This is a genomic window from Pseudomonas sp. GW456-12-10-14-LB2 (genome assembly GCF_002884345.1).
Lineage (GTDB): Bacteria > Pseudomonadota > Gammaproteobacteria > Pseudomonadales > Pseudomonadaceae > Aquipseudomonas > Aquipseudomonas paraglycinae.
The window spans coordinates 101514-126256 of the sequence record NZ_POHV01000012.1; the positions used below are offsets into that span (position 1 = coordinate 101514).

General features: G+C 61.6%; 23 protein-coding genes. 13 read left to right on the plus strand and 10 right to left on the minus strand.

Annotated elements, in window-relative coordinates:
• Nucleotides 1-58 precede the first annotated feature (58 nt).
• The 4 genes from C1X29_RS10605 to xylA all read right to left on the minus strand — a co-directional run bounded on the left by C1X29_RS10605 (nt 59) and on the right by xylA (nt 5291).
• Nucleotides 59-1195 carry a sugar ABC transporter permease gene (locus C1X29_RS10605; protein WP_102717401.1) on the minus strand — a complete coding sequence of 379 codons (1137 nt, stop codon included), beginning with the start codon at nt 1193-1195 and terminating at the stop codon, nt 59-61.
• Nucleotides 1196-2752, minus strand: a complete 1557-nt coding sequence (gene xylG / locus C1X29_RS10610) for a D-xylose ABC transporter ATP-binding protein (protein WP_102717402.1) — start codon at nt 2750-2752, stop codon at nt 1196-1198.
• 78 nt (nt 2753-2830) lie between these two features.
• Nucleotides 2831-3832, minus strand: coding sequence for a D-xylose ABC transporter substrate-binding protein (gene xylF / locus C1X29_RS10615; RefSeq protein ID WP_102686696.1), 1002 nt, complete (start codon nt 3830-3832; stop codon nt 2831-2833).
• Between the two features lie 142 nt (nt 3833-3974).
• Nucleotides 3975-5291 carry a xylose isomerase gene (gene xylA, locus C1X29_RS10620; protein WP_102717403.1) on the minus strand — a complete coding sequence of 439 codons (1317 nt, stop codon included), beginning with the start codon at nt 5289-5291 and terminating at the stop codon, nt 3975-3977.
• Between the two features lie 188 nt (nt 5292-5479).
• On the opposite strand from xylA, the gene C1X29_RS10625 reads away from it, so the two are divergent.
• Nucleotides 5480-6655: a XylR family transcriptional regulator gene (locus C1X29_RS10625; RefSeq protein ID WP_085649126.1), complete on the plus strand. Its 1176-nt coding sequence runs from the start codon at nt 5480-5482 to the stop codon at nt 6653-6655.
• An 8-nt stretch (nt 6656-6663) separates the two neighbouring features.
• On the opposite strand, the gene C1X29_RS10630 is transcribed toward C1X29_RS10625, so the two are convergent.
• From C1X29_RS10630 to C1X29_RS10650, 5 genes are all read right to left on the minus strand, one after another.
• On the minus strand, nt 6664-7926 hold the full coding sequence (locus C1X29_RS10630) for an FAD-binding oxidoreductase (protein WP_102686699.1): 1263 nt from the start codon (nt 7924-7926) through the stop codon (nt 6664-6666).
• Nucleotides 7916-9508, minus strand: coding sequence for an aldehyde dehydrogenase (NADP(+)) (locus tag C1X29_RS10635; RefSeq protein WP_102717404.1), 1593 nt, complete (start codon nt 9506-9508; stop codon nt 7916-7918). Before C1X29_RS10635 ends, C1X29_RS10630 begins: the two co-directional genes overlap by 11 nt.
• A 79-nt stretch (nt 9509-9587) precedes the next feature.
• Nucleotides 9588-10535, minus strand: a complete 948-nt coding sequence (locus C1X29_RS10640; protein ID WP_102717405.1) for a dihydrodipicolinate synthase family protein — start codon at nt 10533-10535, stop codon at nt 9588-9590.
• Between the two features lie 55 nt (nt 10536-10590).
• The gene (locus tag C1X29_RS10645; RefSeq protein WP_102717406.1) at nt 10591-11517 is read right to left on the minus strand and encodes a 4-hydroxyproline epimerase; all 927 of its coding nucleotides are present in this window, start codon (nt 11515-11517) and stop codon (nt 10591-10593) included.
• Nucleotides 11518-11539: 22 nt separating this feature from the next.
• Entirely contained in the window at nt 11540-13171 is a 1632-nt protein-coding gene (locus C1X29_RS10650) for an APC family permease (protein WP_102717407.1), read from the minus strand.
• A 239-nt stretch (nt 13172-13410) separates the two neighbouring features.
• On the opposite strand from C1X29_RS10650, the gene C1X29_RS10655 reads away from it, so the two are divergent.
• Together C1X29_RS10655 and C1X29_RS10660 are read left to right on the plus strand one after the other, a co-directional pair.
• Entirely contained in the window at nt 13411-14181 is a 771-nt protein-coding gene (locus tag C1X29_RS10655) for an AraC family transcriptional regulator (protein ID WP_085747504.1), read from the plus strand.
• A gap of 61 nt (nt 14182-14242) precedes the next feature.
• Complete coding sequence (locus C1X29_RS10660; protein WP_085747503.1) at nt 14243-14524, plus strand: hypothetical protein; 282 nt, start codon at nt 14243-14245, stop codon at nt 14522-14524.
• A gap of 56 nt (nt 14525-14580) precedes the next feature.
• Here C1X29_RS10660 and C1X29_RS10665 read toward each other — a convergent pair whose 3' ends face one another.
• Nucleotides 14581-15009, minus strand: coding sequence for a hypothetical protein (locus C1X29_RS10665; protein ID WP_102717408.1), 429 nt, complete (start codon nt 15007-15009; stop codon nt 14581-14583).
• A 144-nt stretch (nt 15010-15153) separates the two neighbouring features.
• Here C1X29_RS10665 and C1X29_RS10670 point away from each other — a divergent pair, with 144 nt between their 5' ends.
• The 10 genes from C1X29_RS10670 (at nt 15154) to C1X29_RS10715 (ending at nt 24743) form a co-directional block, all read left to right on the plus strand.
• Nucleotides 15154-17280: a TonB-dependent receptor gene (locus C1X29_RS10670; protein WP_102717409.1), complete on the plus strand. Its 2127-nt coding sequence runs from the start codon at nt 15154-15156 to the stop codon at nt 17278-17280.
• Between the two features lie 60 nt (nt 17281-17340).
• On the plus strand, nt 17341-17823 hold the full coding sequence (locus tag C1X29_RS29510; RefSeq protein ID WP_178084654.1) for a hypothetical protein: 483 nt from the start codon (nt 17341-17343) through the stop codon (nt 17821-17823).
• A gap of 8 nt (nt 17824-17831) precedes the next feature.
• Complete coding sequence (locus tag C1X29_RS10680) at nt 17832-18272, plus strand: hypothetical protein (protein ID WP_102686706.1); 441 nt, start codon at nt 17832-17834, stop codon at nt 18270-18272.
• An 86-nt stretch (nt 18273-18358) separates the two neighbouring features.
• Nucleotides 18359-18622 (plus strand): PAAR domain-containing protein, encoded by a 264-nt coding sequence (locus tag C1X29_RS10685; protein ID WP_039771176.1) that lies wholly within the window; start codon nt 18359-18361, stop codon nt 18620-18622.
• Nucleotides 18623-18805: 183 nt separating this feature from the next.
• Nucleotides 18806-19858 carry an isopenicillin N synthase family oxygenase gene (locus C1X29_RS10690; protein WP_102717410.1) on the plus strand — a complete coding sequence of 351 codons (1053 nt, stop codon included), beginning with the start codon at nt 18806-18808 and terminating at the stop codon, nt 19856-19858.
• 27 nt (nt 19859-19885) lie between these two features.
• A complete protein-coding gene (locus C1X29_RS10695; RefSeq protein ID WP_102717411.1) occupies nt 19886-20695 on the plus strand; it encodes a MetQ/NlpA family ABC transporter substrate-binding protein in 810 nt (269 codons plus the stop codon).
• Nucleotides 20692-21492 (plus strand): methionine ABC transporter ATP-binding protein, encoded by an 801-nt coding sequence (locus tag C1X29_RS10700; protein ID WP_102717412.1) that lies wholly within the window; start codon nt 20692-20694, stop codon nt 21490-21492. Before C1X29_RS10695 ends, C1X29_RS10700 begins: the two co-directional genes overlap by 4 nt.
• The gene (locus C1X29_RS10705; protein ID WP_074690781.1) at nt 21489-22160 is read left to right on the plus strand and encodes a methionine ABC transporter permease; all 672 of its coding nucleotides are present in this window, start codon (nt 21489-21491) and stop codon (nt 22158-22160) included. Before C1X29_RS10700 ends, C1X29_RS10705 begins: the two co-directional genes overlap by 4 nt.
• Before the next feature lie 8 nt (nt 22161-22168).
• Nucleotides 22169-23725, plus strand: a complete 1557-nt coding sequence (locus tag C1X29_RS10710; RefSeq protein ID WP_102717413.1) for a sugar ABC transporter ATP-binding protein — start codon at nt 22169-22171, stop codon at nt 23723-23725.
• On the plus strand, nt 23718-24743 hold the full coding sequence (locus tag C1X29_RS10715) for an ABC transporter permease (RefSeq protein ID WP_102717414.1): 1026 nt from the start codon (nt 23718-23720) through the stop codon (nt 24741-24743). Before C1X29_RS10710 ends, C1X29_RS10715 begins: the two co-directional genes overlap by 8 nt.

Sequence of the window (24743 nt, forward strand, 5' to 3'; positions counted from 1 at the left end):
GTAACGAAAAGCCTGCCTTCAAAAGGAGGCTTTTCGCATTTTCAGAGATGCCTTCATTTCAACGCCGCCCGGTCCGCGTACTCACATCCACCCAAACCGCCAACACCAGAATGCTGCCCTTGACGATCATCTGCCAGTAACTGTCGACGTCGAGCATGGACATGCCGTTGTCCAGGCTGGTGATGACCAGCGCGCCGAGGAGGGCGCCGTAGACTGTGCCGGAACCGCCGCGCATCGAGGTGCCACCGATGAAGCAGGCGGCGATGGCGTCGAGTTCGCCCATGCTGCCGGCCGAGGGGGAGCCGGCGGCCAGGCGCGCAGTGTTGACCACGCCGGCGAGGGCGCACATCACGCCCATGATCCCGAAAATCCAGAGTTTCACGGCCTGCACATTGATACCGGACAGGCGCGTCGCTTCCATGTTGCTGCCCACCGAATAGACGCGTCGGCCGAACACGGTCTGGCTGGTCACGTAGCTGAATCCGCCCAACAGAATCAACAGAAGCAGGACCGGCACGGGAATGCCGTCGTAGCTGTTGAGGGTCTGGACAAACCCGGCCAGCACCGCGCCGATCAACAACACGCGTGCCACGTCACGCACCAGTGAGTGTGCCGCGAGGCCGTGAAGGGCGCGATTGCGCCGTTGTTTCCAGGTCAGGAACAACGTCAGTGCGAACAGCAGGACGCCCAGGCCGGCGCCGATTGCATGTGGCAAATAACCTTGGCCAATGTAAACAAGCTCCGGAGACACCGGCGCAATGGTCGTGCCTCCGGTGATTCCCAGCAAAATCCCCCGGAACGCCAGCATCCCGCCCAGCCCCACGATAAATGACGGAATGCGCAGGTACGCCGCCATGTAACCGTTGGCGAGGCCGATCAGCAATCCGCACACCACCACAAGGCTCAGGTTCGCCAGCAGTGGTACGTGATAGACAACGTCGAGAATGGCTGCCACGCCACCGAGCAGGCCCAGCAATGAGCCGACCGACAGATCGATCTCGCCGCTGATGATGACCAGCACCATGCCGCAGGCGAGGATCCCGGTGATGGACATCTGGCGCAGCAGGTTGGAGAGGTTGCGCGGTGTCAGGAATCCGCCCTCGGTCTGCCAGCTGAAGAACAGCCAGATCAGCGCCACGGCGAACACCAGTGCGAGCATCTTGTAGCGGGTGAAGAGTTGTTTGACCTGATTCATTTACGCGGATTTCCGATCTTTATTGTTATGGCTGTCAGGCTGGCTGAGTGCTGCGGCGAGCACCTGTTCCTGAGTGAGTTCGCGGTTGATGAAATCGCCCTGCAACCGGCCTTCGCCGATCACCAGTACGCGGTCGGAAACGCCGAGCACCTCGGCCAGTTCCGAAGACACCATGATGATCGACACGCCTTCGGCGGCCAGCATCCCCATCAACTTGTAGATCTCGTACTTCGCGCCGACATCCACCCCTCGGGTCGGCTCGTCGAGGATCAGCACCCGGGGCCTGGTCAGCAGCATCTTCGCCAACACGGCTTTTTGTTGATTGCCTCCGGACAGGCTGGTGATCGGCAGGAACGGGCTCGCGGTCTTCAGGTGCAGGCGCGAAATTTCCCGATCGATGCTGCCCAGTTCGGCTTCGGCGTCGATGCGGGTCAGTTTCGAGAAACTGTCCAGCACGGCCAGGGTGATGTTCTGGCCGACACCCAGGTCGGGAATGATCCCCTGACGCTTGCGGTCTTCGGGCACCAGGCACACGCCGGCGCGAATTGATTTGAGCGGCGTGCGGGTGTCAATGGGCTGACCGTCCAGCCAGACTTCGCCTTCATGGCGACCGGGGTAGGCGCCAAACAGCGCGGTCACAAGCTCCGTGCGGCCGGCACCGACCAGCCCGGCGATGCCGAGGATTTCCCCGCGTTTGAGGCTGAACGAAACGTCGTCGACCCGTTTGCGTTTGGGGTTGTCGACGTCGTAGCAGGTGATGTGGCGCGCCTCGAAAATCACCTCGCCGATGTCGTGGGGTTCGGTGGGGTAGAGGCTGCTCATTTCCCGGCCGACCATCTGGGTGATGATCTGTGGAATATCCATGTTTTCCATGGCGGTCGTGGCGATGTGTTTACCGTCCCGGATGACCGAAATGGTGTCACACACTGCGGCCACTTCATCGAGCTTGTGGGAGATGTAGACGCAGGCGACACCCTTGGCCTTGAGGTCGCGGATGATGTCCAGCAACACCTCGATTTCCGAACGGGTCAGGGCGGAAGAAGGCTCGTCGAGGATCAGCAGGCGCGCCTGTTTGTTCAGGGCCTTGGCGATTTCCACCAGTTGCTGATAACCGCCGCCGTACTGCGAAACCGGCAGCGACACGTTCATGTCCGGCACTTTCAGTTCACGCATCAGGGCTTCGGCGCGGTGGATCATCGCCGGGTAATTCATCCGCCCACCCGGCAGCGTCAGCTCATGGCCCATGAAAATGTTTTCGGCCACCGAGAGGTCGGGAACCAGCGTCAGCTCCTGATGAATGATGACGATGCCAGCGGCTTCCGTTTCGCTGATCGATTGCGCCTTGAGCGGTTGACCGTCCCAGAGGATTTCACCGTCCCAGGTGCCATGGGGATAGACCGCAGACAGGATTTTCATCAGCGTCGACTTGCCGGCGCCATTCTCGCCGCACAGCCCGACGCACTCGCCCGGCCGGACCTTGAGGTCGATGCCGTTGAGCGCTTTGACACCGCCGAAGGTTTTGACGATGCCGTTCATTTGCAGCAGAAAGTCGGACATGGCAGAGACTCATAAGCGACAGATACTGGACTGATCCCGCAGGCGCAAAACGCCTGCGGGGGCATCACTCACTGAGTGTCACTTTCCGGCGAGCTGCGCCTTGGTATAGAAGCCGTCCTGTTCCAGCAGGTCGATGTTGTCCTTGGTCAACGGAGTCGGGGTGAGCAAGATGGTGTCGACTTTTTTGCTGCCGTTGTCGTACTGCGAGCTGTAGGCGGGCTTCTCGTTGCGCGCCAGTTGCACCGAGAGTTTGGCGGCTTCGGAGGCAATCAGTTTCAGCGGTTTGTAAACGGTCATGGTTTGAGTGCCGGAGATCACCCGCTTGACCGCTGCCAGGTCCGCGTCCTGTCCGGAGATCGGCACCTTGCCGGCCAGTTGCTGAGCGGCCAGGGCCTGAATGGCGCCACCGGCCGTGGCGTCGTTGGAGGCGACGATGCCGTCGATTTTGTTGTCGTTGCGGGTCAAGGCGTTTTCAACAATGCTCAGCGCCTCGGTCGGGTTCCATTCCTTCACCCATTGCTGGCCGACGATCTTGATATCGCCCTTGTCGATGGCCGGTTGCAGCACTTTCATCTGACCTTCGCGCAGGACTTTCGCGTTGTTGTCGGTGGGCGCACCGCCCAGCAGGAAGTAATTGCCCTTGGGCGCTGCGTGCAGCACGCCGCTGGCCTGCATTTCGCCGACCTTTTCGTTATCGAAGGAGATGTAGGCGTCGATATCGGCGTTGAGTATCAGACGGTCATAGGACACGACCTTGATCCCGGCCTTCTTCGCTTCGGCCACCGCATTGGTCAGCACGGTAGCGTTGAACGGCACGATGACGATGACATCGACGCCGCGGGAAATGAGGTTTTCGATTTGCGAAATTTGCTTTTGCTCGTTGGCATCGGCCGACTGCACGAAGACCTTGGCGTCCATTTTCTCTGCTGCCGCAACGAAGTAATCCCGGTCACGGGACCAGCGTTCCAGCCGCAGGTCATCAATGGAGAAACCGATTTTCGGATGGGCCGCGTCGGCCATCACCGGCAGCGACAACAGGGCCAGGGCGCTGGCCAGCAGCGTGCGTTTTACATTCTTCATGGTGGTGCGTCCTTTTATTTTTGTTTGAAAGACACGGCCTGACGATGAATATCGGGCTGATGGAACTGTAGAGAATCAGCTGACGCAACGGACTACAGATTTGTCGCGCAAATGTCACAGCGCCCGCAGTCCCCTTTGGCGATCAGCGATAGATGAAACGGTTGACGACGTTTTCGAGCATTTCCTGCCGGCCGCTGACGGCCTGCGGGTTCAGTTCGTTGGCGAAGGCGTGCTCGGCCAGTGACTGGAGATTGAAGTCGCCTGCCAGAACCGCCTGGCCGAACGGCTGCTGCCAGCCGGCGTAGCGTTGGTCCTTGAGCCGCTGAAGCTGATCGTTCTGGACCATGGCGGCGGCCCGCTCGAGCGACAGGGCGAGGACGTCCATGGCGCCGACGTGACCGTGAAACAGATCGGTCTCATCGAGGCTCTGGCGGCGCACCTTGGAGTCGAAGTTGAACCCGCCATTGCCGAACCCGCCGGCCTTGAGGATTTCATAAGTGACGAGGGTCATTTCCTCGACGCTGTTGGGGAATTGATCGGTGTCCCAGCCGTTTTGCGGGTCGCCGCGGTTGGCGTCGATGCTGCCGAAAATCCCCAGCGAGACGGCCGTCGCCACTTCGTGATGAAAACTATGACCGGCCAGGGTCGCGTGGTTCGCCTCGATGTTGACCTTGATTTCCTTTTCCAGACCGAACTGCTGGAGAAAACCGAACACCGTGGCGCTGTCGTAATCGTACTGGTGCTTGGTCGGCTCCTGCGGTTTGGGCTCGATCAGCAGATCACCTTTGAAGCCGATCTTGTACTTGTGCTCGACCACCATGCGCATGAAGCGACCCAGTTGTTCGCGCTCGCGTTTCAAGTCGGTGTTGAGCAGGGTTTCGTAACCTTCGCGACCGCCCCACAACACATAGTTGGAGCCCTTGAGGCGTTGAGTCGCGTTCATGGCGCTGAAGACCTGGGCGGCGGCGCAGGCGAACACTTCAGGATCCGGGTTGCTGGCGGCGCCGGCGGCAAAGCGCGGATTGCTGAAGCAGTTGGCGGTGCCCCACAGCAGCTTGATTCCGCTTTCTTCCTGATGGCGTTCCAGGTGATCGACCATTTGGGCGAAGTGGTTGCGGTACTCCTTCAGCGAGTGGCCTTCGGGGGCGACATCCGTGTCGTGAAAGCAGTAGTAGTCGATACCCAGCTTGGAGAAAAACTCGAACGCGGCCTGCGCCTTGCCAATGGCCAGTTCCATCGGGTCGCCGGCGTGTTGCCATGGGCGCTTGAACGTCCCTGCGCCGAACACGTCGGAGCCCGGCCAGACAAAGGTGTGCCAATAACAGGCGGCCATGCGCAGGTGTTCGCGCATCGGCTTGCCGAGGATGATCTTGTCGGCGTCGTAGTGACGGAAGGCAAGGGGAGAATCGCTGGCAGGACCTTCGTAGCGAATCCGGTCGACATCGGGGAAGTACGGCATTGGCAATGTCCTTGTTGTTCTTGGTTGTTGTTCTTGGGCGTGTCCCGATACTAGCAACGGCCCTGTGCCTGCCGATTACGAAAATCACCAACACGGAGTGCGATTTTGCGTATTGAGATTCGCCCTCTGCGCGCCTAGTCTGTGCAGACCGCCTCTACGGCAAGGGGCCCGGAACAAGCCTGAAAACAATGAAAACCGTACCGCCTGTTCACCGCATCGCCCTGTTGTTCAACGGGAGCAAGATCTATGACCGCGGCATCATCAGCGGCATCGGCAACTACCTGAGCAGCACGCGCGCGTCTTGGGATCTGTTTCTGGAGGAGGATTTTCTCTGCCGCTTGAAAGGCATCGAGCGTTGGCAAGGTGACGGCATCATCGCCGACTTCGACGATCCGCTGATTGGCGAGGCGCTGGCCGACATCAAGTTGCCCGTGGTGGCGGTGGGTGGTTCTTACCAGGATGAGCGCGCCTATCCCAAAGGCATCCCGTACGTCGCGACCGACAATAACGCGCTGATCACCATGGCTTACGAGCACTTGATCGAGGCCGGGCTGCAACGGTTCGCCTGCTTCAGCCTGCCCGAAGCGCAGGCGAACCGATGGGCCCAGGAGCGCGAAAAGGCTTTTCTAAAATTGATGCAGCGGGACGGCTTGCACGCCGAGGTCTATCGCGGCATGGGCACCAGCGCACCGCTGTGGGACAGCGCCGTCGAACAACTGATCGCCTGGCTGCAAAGCCTGCCCAAGCCGATTGGCATCATCGCTGTGAGTGACGCTCGCGCCCGGCAGTTGCTGCAAGCCTGCCTGACCGCCGGCATCGCCGTTCCGGAGCAAGTGGCGTTGATCGGCATCGACAACGACCCGCTGACCCGCAGCCTGACCCGGGTCCCGCTGAGTTCGGTGATCCAGGGCACCGAAACCATGGGCCGCACCGCGGCGCAACTGCTGCACCAGATGTTGCACGGCAAGCCGTCAACGGGCGCGCATGTCCTGATCCCGCCTGAAGCGATCAACGTGCAGGTGTCGAGCTTGCATCAACCGTTGGGCAACCCCTACGTGATGCAGGCGCTGCTGTTCATCCGCCAATATGCCTGCCAGGGCATCAAGACCGCGCAAGTGGCGGCTTATGTCGGCGTGTCGCGTTCCTCGCTGGAATCGCACTTTCGCGCGGTGCGTGGTTGCAGCGTGCATGACGAGATTCTGCGTTTCAAACTGGCGGCGGCCACTCGCGGACTGGAAAAAACCGACACGCCGATTGCGGATGTTGCCCGCACCTGCGGTTTCAAATCCGCACAGTACCTGCACACGGTGTTCCGTCGAGAGTTCGGGTGTACGCCCCGGGAATATCAGCAGGGCGCCCGATAGCCGGCCACTCAAAAACGATCCAGCCGGTAGCGCTCGCTCGACGGGAGAATACGCGCCGTGTCCTGCGCCGACGGCAATACCATCCCCCCAACCATCTCCGCCGTCACCGCCGCCTGCGTCAGCCCCAAATGCTGATGCCCGAACGCAAGGAACACCCTCCCGTCACACACCCGATCAATCACCGGCAACGAATCCGGCAGCGACGGCCGAAATCCCATCCATGGCGTGGCTGCCTCGACACTCAACTCATCACGAAACAACCCTTTGCTCAACCGATGCAACTGCCAGGCGCGGGCCATGGTCGGTGGGGCTTCGAGGCCGGCGAATTCGACGGTGCCGGCCAGGCGCAGCCCGTCGGACATCGGTGTCATGATGAATTTACGTTCCAGCGAGGTGACGGGGAAGGGCAGTCGGTTGTGTTCGTGAGGCAGCATCAGGTGATAGCCGCGCTCGGTATCCAGCGGGACGTTTTTGCCGGTCAGTGCGGCGGTGAGTTTTGCCGAGTGGGCGCCGCAGGCGATCAGCACCTGGCGAGCTGACAGGGTGCCGGTTCCGGTCATCAGATTGACGCCATGCTCATGCAGTTGCCCGCCCTGAACCGCCTGTTTCACAAACTGCACGCCGCTGGCTTTCGCCGCGTCCACCAACTCACGCACGACGCGGTAGGGATCGATGAAGTGCCCGGTGTTCGGGAAAAACAGTCCGCCTTGAATCTGTTCGCTCAGTTGCGGCGCGGTCTCGCGTACCGCACCGGCCTGCCACCAATCGACCGGCACCTGCTGCTGTTGCATGCGTCGCTGTAATGCTTCGAGGGCCGGACGCGAGTCGGGGCGTTCGAACACCAGCAGCGAACCTTCCATCTTCAGCAGGTCGGGGCGCTGAATGTCATGAAGCAAGCGCTGCCAGGCGTCGAGCGAGCTTTCATTCAGCGCCCTCAACCCGGCGACGGTACGCTGGAACGGCGCCGAGCGCAGGTTCAGCAAAAGCCGCGCAAACCAGGGCAAGGCGCGGGGCAGGTATTTCCAGTCCAGGCGCAGCGGCCCCATCGGGTTCATGAGCATGGCGGGCAGGCGTTTGAGGATCGAGCTGTCGGCAATCGGAAATACTTGCTCGGTCGCCAGGTGCCCGGCGTTGCCGAACGAGGCGCCGTGGCCCGGTTCCTGCGGATCGATCACCACCACCCGCAAACCCTGACGGGCCAGGCGCAGGGCACTGGCGACGCCGATGATGCCGGCGCCGACCACGGCGATGTCGTGCGGGTTATTCGGCATTTTTCGCGGTTTCCCTTTGGCCATCGAGCAAGCGGCGCAGCGACAGTGGATTGGCGTGTTTGAGCGCGGTCGGCAGCAGGCTGTCGGGGAAATCCTGATAGCAGACCGGGCGCAGGAAACGCAGGATCGCCGCGGTGCCCACCGACGTGGTGCGCGAATCGGAAGTTGCCGGGAACGGCCCGCCGTGCACCATCGCATCGCAGACTTCAACGCCGGTCGGCCAGCCGTTGACCAGCAGGCGCCCGGCCTTGCGCTCCAGGGTTGGCAGCAATGCGCGGGCCTGTTGCAGATCTTCGTCATCCAGGTGCAGCGTGGCGGTCAGCTGGCCTTCCAGCTGTTCGAGCACCTGACGGATTTCAGCGTCGCTGGCGCATTGCACGATCAAGGACGCGGCGCCGAAGGCTTCGGCCTGCAACGAATGATCAGCAAGGAAATCGGCGGCGTTGGTGACGAACACATGAGCCTGGCCCTGATTCGGTTCCGTCGCGCGCTGGCCGACGGCGGCAATGCGCGCCCGGGTATTTCCCGCGAGAGCATTCACGCTGGACTCATAGGCATTGAAAATCCCCGGCGTCAGCATGGTCTGCGCGGGGCTGCGTTGAACGAATTCAGTGGTGGCGCCAATGAAGGCGTCCAGCGCCGGCCCCTTGTGGGCGATGACCAGACCGGGATTGGTGCAGAACTGACCGGCGCCCAAGGTCAGCGAAGACACAAACCCTTGGGCCAACGCCTCGGCGCGATTCTGCAGCGCTGCCGGAAACAGCAGCACCGGGTTGATCGAACTCATTTCAGCGTATACCGGAATCGGCTCGGGCCGGGCTTGTGCCGCTTTGATCAGCGCGAGCCCGCCACTGCGCGAACCGGTGAAGCCGACTGCCTTGATCCGTGGATCACTGACTAGCGCAATGCCTACTTCACGGCCGGAGCCGTACAACAACGAGAACACACCTTCCGGCAAATCACAGACCTTCACCGCCCGCGCTACGGCGCGGCCAACCAGTTCGCTGGTACCGGGATGGGCGCCGTGGGCCTTGACGATCACCGGGCAACCGGCGGCCAGCGCTGAAGCGGTATCGCCGCCCGCCACCGAGAACGCCAGTGGAAAGTTGCTTGCACCAAACACCGCCACCGGGCCCAGTGGAATCTGCCGCTGACGCAGATCCGAACGCGGCAGCGGCTGGCGCTGCGGTTGCGCGCTGTCGACTCGCACATCCAGCCATTCACCGGCCCGCACGGTGCGGGCAAACAAACGCAGTTGCTGGCAGGTGCGGCCCCGTTCACCCAACAGGCGCGGGCGCGGCAGGCCGGTTTCGGCCATGGCGCGGTCGATCAGTTCGTCGCCCAGTGCTTCGATTTCACGGGCGATGGTTTCAATGAATTCCGCCCGTGCCTCGAGCGATGTCTCGCGATAACGGTCGAGCGCCGCCCAGGCCAGTGTGCAGGCCTGCTCGACATGCTCGGCAGAACCGCCGGCGTAGGCCGGTTGCAAAGGCGAGTTGGTGGCGGGGTTGATCCCGTGGATGACATCGCGGTCGCCGGTGAGGGTTTGCTGACCGATCAGCAGTTGGCCCGTCAGAGTCATGGCGCATTCCTTATCAATAAAGCAGGTCACGAAAAGGCCCGTCGCCGCGGGTGGCGGCGGGCTTGAGCGCAGCGGCAGGTCAGGCGAAGTTCTGTTCCGCCGACCAGTTTTCGTACCAGTGACGGAACAGCGTGTACTGGGCTTCTGCGTAACGGCGTTGCGAGTCGCTGAGCGCATCGGTTTCGTTGAAATGCAGGGTGTATTCCTTGTCGCCGTTGAGCACCATCAGGTGTTTGTAATACAGCACCAGATCCGTGCCTTCGTCGAAGGACGACAGCACTGCCAGCGCCGATTCCAGCTCACGGGCCTGACGTCGGGCCTTGGCGTCACCCTTGGCCGCCTGCTTGCTCAGGGCCACCAGTTGCAGCACTTCGCGGGGCAGGGCGTTGCCGATGCCGGTGATGGCGCCGGTGGCGTTGCAGTTGACGAAGCCGTGCACGACCTGGGTGTCGACACCCACCATCAGGGTCACGGCATCGTCCTTGGAGGTGATGTTTTCCGCGGCGTAGCGCAGATCGGCGCCACCGCCGAATTCCTTGAAGCCGATCAGGTTCGGGTATTCACGGCGCAGTTCGAAGAACAGGTCGGCGCGGGTGGCGAAGCCGTAGTAAGGACTGTTGTAGATCACCGCCGGCAGGTTTGGCGCGGCTTGCAGAATCGCCGCGAAGTGGGCTTTTTGCGCCGCCGCCGAAGCGCCACGGGACAACACTCGAGGAATTACCATCAAACCTTGTGCGCCGACTTTCGCCGCGTGGGCAGCGTGGGACACCGCTTCACGGGTGTTGACCGCGCCGGTGCCGACGATGGTCGGAATCCCGGCGGCCACCAGCCGCGCCACGCCTTCCTGACGCTCGGCTTCGGTGAGCAGCGGCCAGTCACCCATGGAGCCGCAATACACGACCGCGCTCATGCCGATGTCGATCAGCTCGCGACCCTTGGACACCAAGGCGTCGAAGTCCGGTTTGCGCGCGGCGGTGCACGGGGTCATCAGGGCGGGCATGCAGCCGGTGAAGATGTTGTCGCTCATTATTGTTCTCCTTGGAACGGTCATTCAGAGGGGGTTGAAAATGCAGCGCAGCGGCTCAGATGCCCCACGCGAACGGATCGGTTTCGTCGATCAGCAACGTGCTGTCGGCGGTCATGTAGGCGCGGCCGGTGATGAAAGGGCGCACGCGTTCGCCTTCCCATTCGAAGCGGCCTTCGAACTGGCTGCCAGTGATGCTCGCCTGCACCCAGCGCTCGCCCGGCGCGAGTTTTTCGTCGGCGGCCAGGCAAGCCAGTTTGGCGCTGGTGCCGGTGCCGCAAGGGGAGCGGTCGTAGGCTTTGCCGGGGCACATCACGAAGTTGCGGCTGTCGGCCTCGGCGTCATCGGCGAACAGTTCGATGTGGTCGATGAGCGCGCCGTCCTCGCCATGGATGCCTTGCTCTTCGAGGGCCTTGAGCATTTTCCAGGTGAGGTCAGTCAGGGTGTCGACGTTGTCCATCGTCAGGGTCTGGCCGTGTTCGGAGACCAGGAAAAACCAGTTGCCGCCGTAGGCCACGTCGCCGAGGAAACGACCGTATCCCGGCACTTCCACCGCCACCTGCTTACGAAATCGATAAGCCGGCACGTTGCCCAGAGTCACGGCGCCGTCTTCATGCAGCGTTGCACTGACCGGGCCGACCGGGGTGTCGATCTTGTGCACCCCCGGCGCGATCAGCCCCAGGTGCTGCAGCGATGCGACCAGACCGATGGTGCCGTGGCCGCACATGCCGAGGTAACCGGCGTTGTTGAAGAAGATCACCCCGCAGGTGGCGTCCGGCGACACCGGCTCGCAATACAGCGCGCCCACCAGCACATCGTTGCCACGCGGTTCCAGCAGGCAGGCGCGGCGCCATTGGTCATGCTGGTTGCGCAGGGCGTCGCGCTTCTCGGCCATGGTGCGGCCGGGCAGATCAGGAAAACCCTTCATCACCAGACGCGTGGGTTCGCCGCCGGTGTGAGAATCAATGACGTGTACTCGTTTCATGGACAGGTCCCGTTGAGTGATTTCAGTAAGCGCCGGCAGCGCGCGGGTTGGCGGCGGAGGCAAGGGACGGCGAAGCGACCTCGCTTTCATCCTCTTCCGATTCCAGGCGCAGCAGGTGTGCCGGTACGCCGGTGGCCGCGCCCCAGTAATAAATTCCCATCGCACAGGCGGCGACGACCAGGGTGTCGAACGGATGGGTGAGGATGCCCAGACCGCCGAAAGTGCCGAGTTTCGACAGGACGATGGTCACCGCGTAGAAGGCGATCAGCCACGCGGACGAGCGCACCTGCCGGGACAGGCTGAGGTGGGCGGTCGGCACGAAGCGGCCGCAGAGCAGGTAGACGACGAACATCAGGATTTGCAGGCCCAGCAGCCAGGACACGGTGTTCCAGCCCGACCAGTAAACGATCAGCGCAGCGATGATGAACGACACCGGCCCCAGCACGCCCATGCACTTGACCCGGAACGGGCGCGGCATGTCGGGTGCATTGCGACGCAGCGCGGCGACGGTCACCGGGGCGACGGCATAGCTCAGCACCAGTGCGGCGGACACCACGTTGATCAGTGCTTCCCACGATGGGAACGGCAGGGTCCAGAACACCGACAGGGCGAAGGTCAGCCACAACGCCGGACGCGGGATGCCGGACTTCGCGTCGATGTGGGTGAAGACCTTGAAGAACGTGCCGGTCTGTGCCCAACCGTAAATCACCCGAGGTGTGGCGTTCATGTAGATGTTGCCGCAGCCACTGGGCGAGATCACCGCGTCCGCGACCACCAGATACGCCAGCCAGCCCACGCCCAGTGCCAGGGCGATGTCGCGGTACGGCAGGGCGAATTCCTTGGAAACCCCGGCCCAGCCATTGGCGAGCAATTCGGTCGGGATGCCGCCGAGGAAGGCGGTTTGCAGCAACACGTAAATCGCGGTGGAGAGCAGCACCGACAGGATTAGCGCAATCGGAATCGTGCGCTGGGGATTTTTCACTTCGCTGGCCACCGAGATGATCGGGGTCAGGCCGAGGTAGGCGAAGATCACGCCGCCGGCGGAGACGGCCATCTCGATGCCCGAAAGCCCGAAAGGCGCGAAGCCCTGAACTTGAAAGTTTTCTGGTTTGAAGAAGGTGAACAGCACGCCGATCACCAGCAGCGGCACGATGAACTTGAACACGCTGACCAGATTGTTGGCCTTGGCGAAGGTCTTCACGCTGCGGTAGTTGAGCAGGAAGAACACGCACAGCAGGCCGAACTGCACCAGCCAGCCGAGCAGGGTCGGATCACCGCTGCCAGCCTTGGTCAGGCTCGGAAACCAGGCCGCCGCGTATTGGCGGGAGGCAACTACCTCGATCGCCACCAGACTGGAAAACGCGATCAGCGTAATAAAACCCATCAGGTAACCGAGCAGCGGCCCGTGGCTGTAAACCGGGTAACGCACCACACCGCCAGCGCGGGGCAATGCCGCGCCCAGTTCGCAGTAGACGATGCCCAGCAGCAACACCGCGAACCCGCCCAGCAACCAGGAAAAAATCCCCGCCGGCCCGGCAATCGCCGACACGTGACTAGCCGCGAACAACCAGCCGGAACCGAAGATCGCGCCCAGCCCGATAAAGGTGAGGTCGATCAATGAAAGTTGTTTTTTGAACTTGCCTTGGCCTGACATGGCATCGCCTTCTTGTGAGTTATTGGATAGGCAGGTGTGAGTCACTGGAACGGCTAAACAGTGAACTCATCGGGCGTCGGGCGATTGATGTTTTGCGCAGCTGCGGATGACGAAATCGGCACAGTTGCGAAGAAAGACAGCGGCGCTCGACACGCCGCAAACGTTGCTGCAATCTGCACGCGAACGCCTCAGGGCGGGCACGTTTTCAGGCCGATCCACTCACCGGGGAAGACCTTCACATGCAGAACGCGTTTGCGATCCTCTGTCAGGGCGATGAGCGCCATCGGCCGCATACTCTCGACGCACTGCTGGGCGGCGTGGCACCGTTGTTGCCGATGCTGGACGCTATTCCGAACGCGGCGATCTTCATCAAGGACGTGCAGGCGCGGTACGTCCTGGCCAACCGCACGCTGGTGCAGCGCTGTGGGCTGAAAGACCTGAAACCATTGCTTGGGAAAACCAGTGCGCAGGTGTTTCCGGCGCAACTCGGGCCCGGTTATACCGAGCAGGATCGGCGGGTGCTGGAAGAGGGTTTCGTGCTGGAGGATCAGCTGGAACTGCACCTGTACGGCAGTCGTGAACCGGGCTGGTGCCTGACGCACAAGCGTCCGCTGTACAACCGTGACGGCGAGATCATCGGCCTCGCGGGGATTTCGGTGGACCTGCAATCGGCCAGCGAAAAACATCCAGCGTTCCAGCGCCTGGCGGCGGTCGACGAACACATCCGCGCGCATTTCAATCGGCGTGTCACCTTGGGCGAATTGACCCGGATCGCCGGTATCTCGGTGGCGCAACTGGAGCGCTACTGCAAACGGGTCTTCCACCTGACGCCGAGGCAGATGATCCAGAAAGTGCGGCTGGAACATGCCCATCGCTTGCTTCACACCGAGCTGCCGATCACCGAGGTGGCGCTGCAATGCGGCTACACCGATCACAGCGCTTTCACTCGCCAGTTCAAGGCGTCGACCGGGTTCACCCCGCGTCAGTACCGGCAGGCGACCACCCAGTGAATGTCCGGCGGTAGCGACTAGACTCCATGGATCACGGTTGTCTTTCGAGGGGTGAAACGGGATGAGCAGACCAGTCGCGCTTCACTGCTCGTCGTGGCTCTTGATCGCCTTCAGCGTGATGCTGGCTTCGGGATGCTCAAACAGAACGCATTACCCGCCATCAGGCGTTGGCGACAGCTGTTACGCCAAGGCCTTGCCGACGGTTGGGGAGGGCGGTCTGGCCTGGGGTTCCAGCCTGAACATGGCCCGGCAAAAATCCATGGCCAACTGCATGCGTTACGCCGGGCGCTCCGGAGGAACGCCGGACACCTGCCAGGTGGTGCTGGCCAAGTGCAAGAATTGACGGGGTGATCCAGGCGCCACCCCAACGACCGGTGGCGCTGTTGTCTTGCGACAAAACTACCGCGAACGTCTCAATGATTGCGAAAGGGCCTGTTTGGCTATCAGTGAGGCAATGTCCTTGGCACCATAGCAACGGAATTTGACACTGTACGCATCGGTATCGAGCCGGACGATCTTCGTCACGAAACCGCCTTCGACGGTGACCTTGCGGATCGCCGGCATTGGTATCTCGACATCCAGTGTCCCGTCCTGAACCATGCGGTTCATGGCATTGGCATTCAAGAAAACGGCGTTTTCGGTGACGGTGACTCTGCCGCCCACCCACAATCCGCCATAGTGATTTCTGAATCCCTCGAGCACCCCGGCCAGTACGCCGACATTGCCGCTTCCCACGACCTCGTAGAACTCGCCTACATCTTCGTAGTTCAGTTCAGCATCGGTCACCAGAAAGTTGACCATCTTTGACTTCAGAACCTTTTCGGCCATCCCTGCATCTCCCTTGTTCAAATCAATGTCCCGAATTTCAGCCGCCTGTTTACCTGACAAAAAACAAAATCGCCATGTGTTTCCTTCGTTCTTTCATACGTCGCAGTTGTCACTGTCCGTTCCCGCCTGTCTGGAGTTCACCCGATGCCTTCGCTCAAAACCCTGCCCGCTGCCTTGCTGGGACTGGCCCTTGTCTGTCCGCTCAAGGCGCAATCCCAGGGGCTGGAACTGGGGCAAGTGCTGATCGGGGCCGAGGATCAGAGCGGTGAAGATGCGTCGGTGGAAGAGGCGAAGGCTCGTCTGGCCGAGGTGCCGGGTGGCAGCAACGTGGTGGATATGCGCCAGCCTTTGCAGGGCAGGGTCGCCAGCAATCAGGACGTGCTGGCGTATCAGCCCGGTGTCTATGCCCAGTCGGCGGGTAACGAAGGGACGAAAATCTCGATCCGTGGCTCGGGCATCAACCGCGCTCCCGGCGCCCACGCATCAGGGCTGTACACGATGCTCGACGGCCTGCCGCTGACCGGCCCCGGCGGCACGCCTTACGAATTGCTGGAGCCGCTGTGGCTCGACCATGTGGAGGTGCTGCGCGGTGCCAACGGTTTTGATCGCGGTGCGCTGGCCCTCGGCGGCGCCGTCGATTACGTCAGCCACACCGGCTATAACGAGCCACTGCTGAATGTGCGCTATGTCATGGGCAGCCACGGTTATGCCCAGCGGCAAGTCAGCTCCGGTCAGGTGCTGGGCGACTTCGATTACTACCTGTCGATGACCGACGCGCATTCCGACGGTTATCAGGATCACACCGCCAGCAAGAGCCAGGGCGTGATCGCCAACTTCGGTTATCGCTTCAATCCGAATCTGGAAACCCGCTTCTACATCCGTCACCGCGAGACCGACAACGACCTCGCCGGCCGGGTGACCAAACATTCCATCGAGCACGATCCGCGCGCGGCCAACCCGGCCTACGTGACGCGCAACGACAGCCGCGATCAGCCCGGCAGCACCTTCATCGGCAACAAGACCACGTACTACATCGATGACGATTCGAGCATCCAGACCGGTCTGGTCTATCACGATTACCCGATGGACCTGCGCGAAGGCCCCAATCGCCTGAAGGTCGCCTACACCGATGTCAGCGGCACGTTCGACTACAAGCGCCGCGACACGCTCTGGGGAATGGAGAGCAACAGCACCGTGGGCCTGCGAGTGACCAAACACCTGCCCAACGACGGTGCCAGCGAACGGGTACGGATTCCCACTGGCAATACCGCCGGTTATGCGCCGGGCACTCACATGCGCAACTTCACTTATCAGGGTTCGGATTCTGTCCTGCACGTGGGCAACGACCTGGAAATCGCCGATGACCTGTGGCTGACCACCGGCCTCGCCGCGATCTACACCCGTCGCGAAAGCGCCGTGACCTACCCGAAAGGTGGCGGCAAGACCAGCCTCGGCGACTGGGATTACGCGCCACGTCTGGGCCTGCGCTATCAGGTGACGCCGGACCTGCAACTGTTCGGCAACCTGAGCCGTTCGGTCGAAGCGCCGCATCCGTGGTCGCTGATCTACAGCTCCAACGTACGCTTCCCGGCCGGCAGCGGCGCCGCCACCGGCACCCAGCGCGATCCGGTCAAGCTGCAAAACCAGACCGCGACCACCCTGGAACTCGGCGGCCGCGGCGACAGTGCGCTCGGTGAATGGAGCCTGGCCTGGTACTACGCTCAGGTGCGCCACGAATTGCTCTCGGTATTGCCGGACGCCAACGCGACCACGCCTTACGAACTCAACGCCAGCCCGACCGTGCACCAAGGTGTCGAAGCCAGCCTGAACAGCAACCTGTGGTCAGCAAACGATGGCGGCAAGTTGAGCCTGCGTCAGGCCTACACCTTCAGCGATTTCCACTATCGCGACGACGACCGCTTCGGCGACAACCGCCTGCCGGGCCTGCCGATGCATTACTACCAGGGCGAGCTGCGCTACGACTTTCCACAAGGTTTCTTCGCGGCAGTCAACACGCAACTGGTCTCGAAAACCGCAGTGGATTACGCCAACAGCTATTACGCCGATCCTTACGCCACCTTCGGCGCCACGTTGGGCTACAACGCACCGAAAGGCGACTGGCAGACCTGGCTGGACATGCGCAACCTGACCGACAAACACTACGCCGCTACCGTTACGCCGGGCTATGACGATAAAGGCCTGGACGCGGCACGCTCCACACCGGGTGAGGGCATGGCGATGTATGTCGGGGTGTCGTGGAGTTTGCTCTGACGCTGGTGTGTGAGTGTCGAACCCTATGGATCAGTTTCCTCTGGTGCATGGAACCAATAAATGAAATTGCGATTCTCCTGGGAAGAAGCGTTCGGCGACTTGTTTCCGCACTGTAGTTCAGACGTCGTGAACGAGGATGGCACGAGCCTTTTGTCCTGCATCCTGACCGATGATGGCGGCTGCCAGCTCATACATTCGCTGAAGTGGATAGACGTGGGTTTGGCGCGGATCAAATCGGTGAAGGAGTCAAAGGTCGAATTCGATCACTGGGATCGTGAAGATTGGGCTGCAGATTTTTCAAAGGAAATGGAGCCCTATGACCATAGCCAAACAATGAGTCACGGCCACCAGGGTAATCCCGGAAAAGCCTATCGAGCTCAGGTTCAGTCAAAAATCGAAGTGGGAGACATGAGAGGTGCAATGGCGATGGAGATCAGAGATGTGCGCCGTGTAGCCACTCAGGTCGGACAACCCAGAAAGTACAATGAAGCAATGCAAGAAATGCTGGCGTATGCCAAGTGCCGTAAATTTCTGGATAAGTGAGAGAAACCATGAATGATCAAGCGTTCAAAGTGTGGCGAGATAAACTGGTTTCATTGGATCGCTACGAGAACCAGGAAGATGCTCGTGAGTTCTCGGCGCTCGTGAGCAGTGTCCGCGACGAACTCGATGCAAAAACCATTGATGTACTACTGTCGACCTTTTGCGATGAAGACGACTACGGTGTGCAAGAGCGCGTGGTGGGTGTTCTTGATCATGCTGAAGCGGGCGTTTTTGCTGAAAGGCTTGCGGTGAACTTCTCAACGTTGCAAAGACAGGCAAGTGGCAAGGAATGGCCTCTTGTTCTGATCGGTCGTGTCGTGAACTCGGACAACGCAGAGAAGATCAAGGCGATTGTCGCGGCTGCGAAGAAGTCCCCGGATCTTGACGCCTTTATTCGAAGTGATGAGTTCCTGGATGAGTATCCGGAGATCGAAAGCTACTTCCCCTGATACGACTCAAGGCCCGCCGTTTTCACGTTTGATGGGTTCCACGGCCCCATTTGGCATGCCAGAAGTCAGGTCAAAGGAGTGACAACATGAAAGACGCAATCCGCCTCGGCGACTCCACCACCCACGGTGGCAAGGTCCTCGAAGCCTTCTCCCGGACTGACCTTAACGGCAAGCCGATTGCCGGGCTCGGTCACAAGGTCAGTTGCCCATTGTGCAAGGGGATTTTCCCGATTGCCGAGGGCAGCAGCACCTACACCGTCGATGGGGTACCCATCGCGCTCGACGGCATGAAAACTGCGTGTGGGGCGGCGCTTATTGCCAGCGGCCCGAAGGGCGCGGTGGTCAGCTGAGTCCTGTAGTAATACAGACCTAAGCTAATGCAAAAAAGATATTTGTTCGGTGTTTTTAATATCGTTTAGTTTTGTTTCATAGACGAATCAAAAGCATCAAACCGATAGACCTCCCGATTGCCATGACGGCACACGCTGAATCGATCACGGACTCTTCAGGTTTGATTCACACGGGAGTGAATCATGCCGCACACCTCAGACATCACCGCATTACCCATCCTTGACCTGTCCCTGCTCGACGGTACGCCGTCGCAACGCCAGGCCTTTCTCGATGACTTGCGCCATGCCGCCCGCGATGTGGGTTTTTTCTACCTGACCGGCCATGGCATCGACGCCAACCTGCTCGAACAAGTGCAGGACCACGCCCGCCAGTTCTTCGCCTTGCCCGACAGCGAGAAAACCGCCGTCGGCATGATCAATTCGCCGCACTTTCGCGGTTATAACCGCGCCGCGTCCGAGATCACTCGAGGCCAGCCCGATCAACGAGAACAGTTCGATCTGGGCGCCGAGCGCGACGTCTTGCCGTTGAACGCCGACAGTCCGTTGTGGGCGCGGCTGCAAGGGCCGAATCAATGGCCCGAAGCGTTGCCGCAACTCAAGCCGCTGCTGCTCGACTGGCAACAGGCGATGACCCAAATGTCGCTGCGCCTGCTGCGCGCATTCGCCCAGGCATTGTCGTTGCCGGAAGACGCTTTTGACCGGTTGTACGGCGACAAACCCAACGAACACATCAAGCTGATGCGCTATCCGGGGCAAGCCTCGACGGCGAGCAATCAGGGCGTCGGCGCGCACAAGGATTCGGGTTTTCTCAGCTTCCTGCTGCAAGACCGGCAGGCCGGTCTGCAAGTGGAGATCGAAGAGGGGCGCTGGATCGATGCGCTGCCTCGGGACAATACCTTGGTGGTAAACATCGGCGAGTTGCTGGAGCTGGCCACCAACGGTTATCTGCGTGCCACGGTGCATCGGGTGGTGTCGCCACCGGTGGGCAGCGAGCGCTTGTCCATCGCGTTTTTCCTCGGCGCGCAACTGGATGCAGTGGTGCCGCTTTATCCCTTGCCGACGGCGTTGCTGCGTGAGGCGCGTGGCCCGGCGAGTGATCCGCTCAACCCGCTGTTTCGTGATGTCGGCTGGAATTACCTGAAGGGCCGACTGCGCTCCCATCCCGATGTCGCGCAGCGCTTTTACGCCGATGCGTCGAATACCCAGACACCGCTTCGCAGGACCGCCAACGCCTGATCCATCACTCGCTTAAGGACTCTTCTCATGTTGAAAAAAGCAGGTTTGACCCTGGCCGTCCTCGGCGCGCTGGTGACTTCGTTCAGTGCTCGAGCGCTGGAACCATTGCGCGTTGCCGCCGACCCGGTGCCCCATGCGCAGATTCTGGCGTACATCCAGAAGCTCGATCCGCAGCTCAACCTCAAGGTGATCGAAATCCCGCAGGGCGTGAACTCCAACGAGCTGCTGGTGCACGGCGATGTGGACGCCAACTACTTTCAGCATCTGCCGTACCTGCAATCCCAGGAAAAAGCCCTCGGCGAAAAACTCGCAGTGGCGGCCACGGTGCACATCGAACCGCTGGGGATTTATTCCCATCGCCACAAAACCTTCGCCCAGGTGCCGGACAAAGGCACGGTCGCCGTGCCGAACAACGTCACCAACCTGAGCCGTGCGCTGTACCTGTTGCAGGACAACGGCCTGATCAAGCTCAAAGCCGGCTTCAATGACCCGGCGGCCGATCAGGCGACGCCCAAGGACATCGCCGAAAACCCTAAACACCTGAAGATCCTCGAAATCGAATCGCCGCAACTGCCCCGTGCGCTGGATGACGTGGACCTGGCGGTAATCAACGGCAACTACGCGCTGGAAGCCGGGCTGGTGCCGGCCAAGGATGCGCTGGGGCTGGAGAAGGCCGAGCACAACCCCTACGCCAACATTCTGGTGACCACGCCGAAACTGGAAAACGATCCGCGCATCCAGCAATTGGCTAAGGACCTGACCTCGCCGCAAGTCGCCAAATATATCGCCGAGAACTTCAAGGGCTCGGTGATCCCGGTGGCGGATGCCAAGCCATGATCGTCGTCGAGCAGTTGAGCAAGACCTATCCGTCAGCGTCGACCCCGGCGCTGGATCAGGTGTCGCTGAGCATTCCCGATGGCGCGATCTACGGGATTCTCGGGCGCAGCGGCGCGGGTAAATCAACGTTGCTGCGTTGCCTCAATCTGCTCGAACGCCCGGATGCCGGACGAATTCTGCTGGACGGCGAAGACCTCACGGCGCTGTCCGACCGTGAGTTGCGCCGCCAGCGTCAGCGCATCGGCATGATCTTTCAGGGCTTCAACCTGCTGCATTCGCGCAACGTGTTCGACAACGTCGCGGTGCCGCTGGAAATCGCCAAGGTTACCAAGCCACAGCGTCATGAACGGGTTCGCGAGCTGCTGGATCTGGTGGGCCTGGGCGACAAGGCCGAAGCCTTTCCTTCGCAACTGTCCGGTGGGCAAAAGCAGCGGGTGGGCATCGCTCGGGCCCTGGCGGCGCGCCCGGCGTATCTGCTTTCGGACGAAGCCACCAGCGCCCTCGACCCGGAAACCACCGCGTCGATTCTGGAGCTGTTGCGCGACATCAACCGCCAGCTCGGTTTGACCATCGTGCTGATCACCCACGAGCTGGACGTGGTCAAGTCGATCTGCGATCACGCCGCGTCCATGGCCAATGGAAAACTGGTGGAGGCGGGGCCGGTGGCCCGATTGCTCGCCGATCCGCAGTCCGCCCTCGGTGCTTCACTGCGCCCCAGTTGCGGCTTGCCGCTGGGGCATGACGCGCCCGGTTTGAGTTTTCTGCGGCAATACGGCGTACGGGCGGCCCACTCATGAACCGCGTGATCGACTGGAATGAAATCCTGCAACTGGTGCTCAACGCCACTGGCGAAACCCTGTACATGGTGCTGCTCGCCGGGCTGTTCACGTTACTGATCGGTTTGCCGCTGGGGGTGTTGCTGTTCATCAGCCGCCGTCAGGGTCTGTACCCGTTGCCGAGGCTCAATCAGGCCTTGGGCGCGGTGATCAACCTCGGCCGTTCGCTGCCGTTCGTGGTGATGCTGATTGCCCTGATCCCGCTGACCCGGCTGGTGGTCGGCACCACGCTGGGCAGCACCGCCGCCGTGGTGCCGATCACCATCGGCGCCTTCCCGTTTTTTGCGCGGATCGTCGAGAACGCTTTGGACGAAGTCGAAAAGGGCCGGATCGAAGCGATCCTCGCCATGGGCGGTGACATCCGCCATGTGATTTTCAAAGTGTTGTTGCCCGAAGCGCTGCCGGCCTTGCTGGCGGGCATCACCCTGACGCTGGTGATGCTGATCGGCTTTTCTTCCATGGCCGGGGTCATCGGTGGCGGCGGATTGGGCGATCTGGCGATCCGCTACGGCTATCAACGGTTCAACAATGAAGTGATGGTCGCCACCGTCGTGGTGTTGGTCATCCTCGTTCAGGGCGTGCAAAGCCTGGGCGATCGACTGGTGCGTTCGCTGGCTCATCGACGTTAAGGAATTTTATGGGTGCGCCTGTCGCCGTGGTCTCCGAACCACTGATTCGTGTACGTGAACTGAGCAAGACCTTTGGCTCGAACCGGGCGCTGGACCGGGTCAGCCTGGATATTTTTCCCGCTGAAGTGGTGGCACTGCTCGGCGCCAACGGTGCGGGCAAATCGACGCTGGTGAAGATCCTCGCCGGCAGCCAGACCCACGACGGCGGCGAGATCCGGATTGATGGCCAGCCCCGGCATTTCAGTTCGCCGCTGTCGGCGCGCCGCTTCGGCATCGTCGCGGTTCATCAACAGATCAATGAAGGCATCGCGCCCGGATTGAGCGTGGCGGAAAACCTGCTGCTCGATGAACTGTGCCGCCCCGACGCCGACTTCTGGCTCAATCGCAAACGCCTGCTGGAACGCGCCGCGAGCATCGCCGCCGGCCTCGGTCTGGTGCTGCCGCTGGAGCAACCGATCGAGCATTTGGGCCAAGCCGAACGGCAACTGGTGGTGCTGGCCCGTGCCTTCGCCCTGCAACCGCGACTGCTGATTCTCGACGAGCCGACAGCGGCCCTGTCGGATGCCGAGGCGCAGCGCCTGTTCGGGCTGATCGACACCTTGCGCAGTCGTGGTGTGGCGATTCTGTACATCTCTCATCGTTTGTCCGATCTGCAACGGGTGGCCGACCGCGCCGTGGTGTTGCGTGACGGGCAACTGGCGGGTGAGTTCAGTGCCCGGCAATTGCCCGAGGCACTGGAAGCGATGCTTGGTCAGGCGCTGGAAGCTCACGTCTACACACCGCGAGCGGCGGGGCGTGAAGTGCTGAAACTGCGCGACATAAAAGTCCTGCCGCGCACCCGCGCCTTTGATTTGTCCTTGCACGAAAACGAAGTGGTGGTGCTGACCGGATTGCTTGGCGCCGGCAAAAGCGAGATCGCCGAAGTGCTGTTCGGGCTGCGCAAACCGGTGTCCGGCTCTCTGCAACTGGACGGCATCGAGTGGCAACCGGGCTCGCCCCGCCAGGCGATCCAGAGCGGCGTGTTCTTCGCCGCCGAAGATCGCGCGAGCCAATCACTGGTGCCGGATTTTTCTTTGCGCCGAACCCTGACCTTACCCTTCCTCGAACGCTTTACCCGTGGCGGTTTCATCCGCAACCGTGCCGAAGCAGCAGCGGTGGAGGCGCAAGTCGCCGCGCTGGGAATCAAGACCACCGGCATCGATGTGCCGATGAGTGCGTTGTCCGGCGGCAATCAGCAGAAAGTCGTGCTCGGTCGCTGGCTGCTTGGCGAGGGCCGGGTGCTGATCCTCGACGAGCCATTTCAGGGCGTTGATGTGCGTGCCCGGCGCGAGATCGGCCAGTTGTTGCGCGACAGCGCCGCTGGCCGCGCCACGCTGGTGATCTGCTCGGACGTCGATGAAGCGCTGGAGATCGCCGACCGGATCCTTCTGGTGCGCGATCACGCGGTGGTGGCCGAGTACCCGCGTGCCGGGCTGGATCGCGCCACCCTGGTCGCCGCGCTGGCCGGCAGCGATCCGCAAAATTCTATTGTTCACGCCGCGCCAAGGAGTAGAGCGAGTGCCTGATTCGAGTTCCCTGTTGTCATCCGCCCCGGCGCCGACCGAGCGCTTCGTGCAAGCGCTGATCCGATATGGCCTGCTGTGGGTGCTGGCGTTGATCGTGGTGTTTTTCAGTGTGGCGGAACCGGCGTTCCTGCGCGTTGGCAACCTGTTCAGCATTCTGCAATCGGTGTCGATTGTCGCGCTGCTGGCTTTGGGCGTGACGCTGACCATGGCCGTGGGCGGGCTGGATCTGTCGATCGGCGCGGTGGCCGCCATGAGCCTGATGATCGCCAGTTACGTGATGGTGGTGCTCGGCTGGGGCGCGGTGCCGGCAGTGCTGATCAGCCTGGCCGGTGGCGCGCTGGTCGGGCTGCTCAACGGCTGGCTGATCGTGAAGATGCGTGTGCCGGACATTCTCGCGACGCTCGGCAGCATGTTCCTGGTGATCGGCGTGCAACTGATTCCCACGGGCGGACGCTCGATTGCGGTGGGCATGACTTTACCCAACGGCGATGAAGCCGAGGGTTCGTTCAGCGCAGTGTTTCTGGCATTGGGTCGAGTACGACTGTGGGACATCGTGCCGGTTCCGGTGTTGATCACGGCGGTGGTCGCGGTGGCGGTGTGGCTGTTTCTCGAACGCACGCGCATCGGCCGGTTGTTCTATGCGATTGGCGGCAACGAGCAGGCGGCGCGTCTGGCCGGTGCGCCGGTACAGCGCTTCAAGTTGCTGGCTTACGTGCTCTCGGCGCTGCTGGCCTCGCTCGGCGGTTTGTTACTGGCGGCGCGATTGGGGCGCGGTGATGTCAGCTCCGGCAATGGCCTGGTGCTGGATGCACTGGGCGCTGCGCTGATCGGTTTTGCCGTGCTCGGGGCGAAGAAGCCCAACGCGTTCGGCACGCTGGTCGGCGCATTGCTGGTGGCTTCGTTGCTCAATGGCCTGACCATGCTCAACGCGCCGTATTACGCGCAGGATTTCGTCAAGGGACTGGTGCTGGTGCTGGCCCTGATGTTCACCTTCGGCCTCGCGCATCGGGCGCGCTGA

What these genes read in the sequence shown, in the direction of transcription:
- C1X29_RS10700 (WP_102717412.1), top strand. Translation starts at nt 20,692, where the DNA reads ATGATCGTCGTCGAGCAGTTGAGCAAGACCTATCCGTCAGCGTCGACC.
- C1X29_RS10645 (WP_102717406.1), bottom strand. Translation starts at nt 11,517, where the DNA reads ATGAAACGAGTACACGTCATTGATTCTCACACCGGCGGCGAACCCACG.
- C1X29_RS10635 (WP_102717404.1), bottom strand. Translation starts at nt 9,508, where the DNA reads ATGACTCTGACGGGCCAACTGCTGATCGGTCAGCAAACCCTCACCGGC.
- C1X29_RS10690 (WP_102717410.1), top strand. Translation starts at nt 18,806, where the DNA reads ATGCCGCACACCTCAGACATCACCGCATTACCCATCCTTGACCTGTCC.
- C1X29_RS10655 (WP_085747504.1), top strand. Translation starts at nt 13,411, where the DNA reads ATGCAGAACGCGTTTGCGATCCTCTGTCAGGGCGATGAGCGCCATCGG.
- C1X29_RS10670 (WP_102717409.1), top strand. Translation starts at nt 15,154, where the DNA reads ATGCCTTCGCTCAAAACCCTGCCCGCTGCCTTGCTGGGACTGGCCCTT.
- C1X29_RS10605 (WP_102717401.1), bottom strand. Translation starts at nt 1,195, where the DNA reads ATGAATCAGGTCAAACAACTCTTCACCCGCTACAAGATGCTCGCACTG.
- xylG (WP_102717402.1), bottom strand. Translation starts at nt 2,752, where the DNA reads ATGTCCGACTTTCTGCTGCAAATGAACGGCATCGTCAAAACCTTCGGC.
- C1X29_RS10705 (WP_074690781.1), top strand. Translation starts at nt 21,489, where the DNA reads ATGAACCGCGTGATCGACTGGAATGAAATCCTGCAACTGGTGCTCAAC.
- C1X29_RS10660 (WP_085747503.1), top strand. Translation starts at nt 14,243, where the DNA reads ATGAGCAGACCAGTCGCGCTTCACTGCTCGTCGTGGCTCTTGATCGCC.
- xylA (WP_102717403.1), bottom strand. Translation starts at nt 5,291, where the DNA reads ATGCCGTACTTCCCCGATGTCGACCGGATTCGCTACGAAGGTCCTGCC.
- C1X29_RS10680 (WP_102686706.1), top strand. Translation starts at nt 17,832, where the DNA reads ATGAATGATCAAGCGTTCAAAGTGTGGCGAGATAAACTGGTTTCATTG.
- C1X29_RS10665 (WP_102717408.1), bottom strand. Translation starts at nt 15,009, where the DNA reads ATGGCCGAAAAGGTTCTGAAGTCAAAGATGGTCAACTTTCTGGTGACC.
- C1X29_RS10710 (WP_102717413.1), top strand. Translation starts at nt 22,169, where the DNA reads ATGGGTGCGCCTGTCGCCGTGGTCTCCGAACCACTGATTCGTGTACGT.
- C1X29_RS10640 (WP_102717405.1), bottom strand. Translation starts at nt 10,535, where the DNA reads ATGAGCGACAACATCTTCACCGGCTGCATGCCCGCCCTGATGACCCCG.
- C1X29_RS10625 (WP_085649126.1), top strand. Translation starts at nt 5,480, where the DNA reads ATGAAAACCGTACCGCCTGTTCACCGCATCGCCCTGTTGTTCAACGGG.
- C1X29_RS10650 (WP_102717407.1), bottom strand. Translation starts at nt 13,171, where the DNA reads ATGTCAGGCCAAGGCAAGTTCAAAAAACAACTTTCATTGATCGACCTC.
- C1X29_RS29510 (WP_178084654.1), top strand. Translation starts at nt 17,341, where the DNA reads ATGAAATTGCGATTCTCCTGGGAAGAAGCGTTCGGCGACTTGTTTCCG.
- xylF (WP_102686696.1), bottom strand. Translation starts at nt 3,832, where the DNA reads ATGAAGAATGTAAAACGCACGCTGCTGGCCAGCGCCCTGGCCCTGTTG.
- C1X29_RS10630 (WP_102686699.1), bottom strand. Translation starts at nt 7,926, where the DNA reads ATGCCGAATAACCCGCACGACATCGCCGTGGTCGGCGCCGGCATCATC.
- C1X29_RS10685 (WP_039771176.1), top strand. Translation starts at nt 18,359, where the DNA reads ATGAAAGACGCAATCCGCCTCGGCGACTCCACCACCCACGGTGGCAAG.
- C1X29_RS10695 (WP_102717411.1), top strand. Translation starts at nt 19,886, where the DNA reads ATGTTGAAAAAAGCAGGTTTGACCCTGGCCGTCCTCGGCGCGCTGGTG.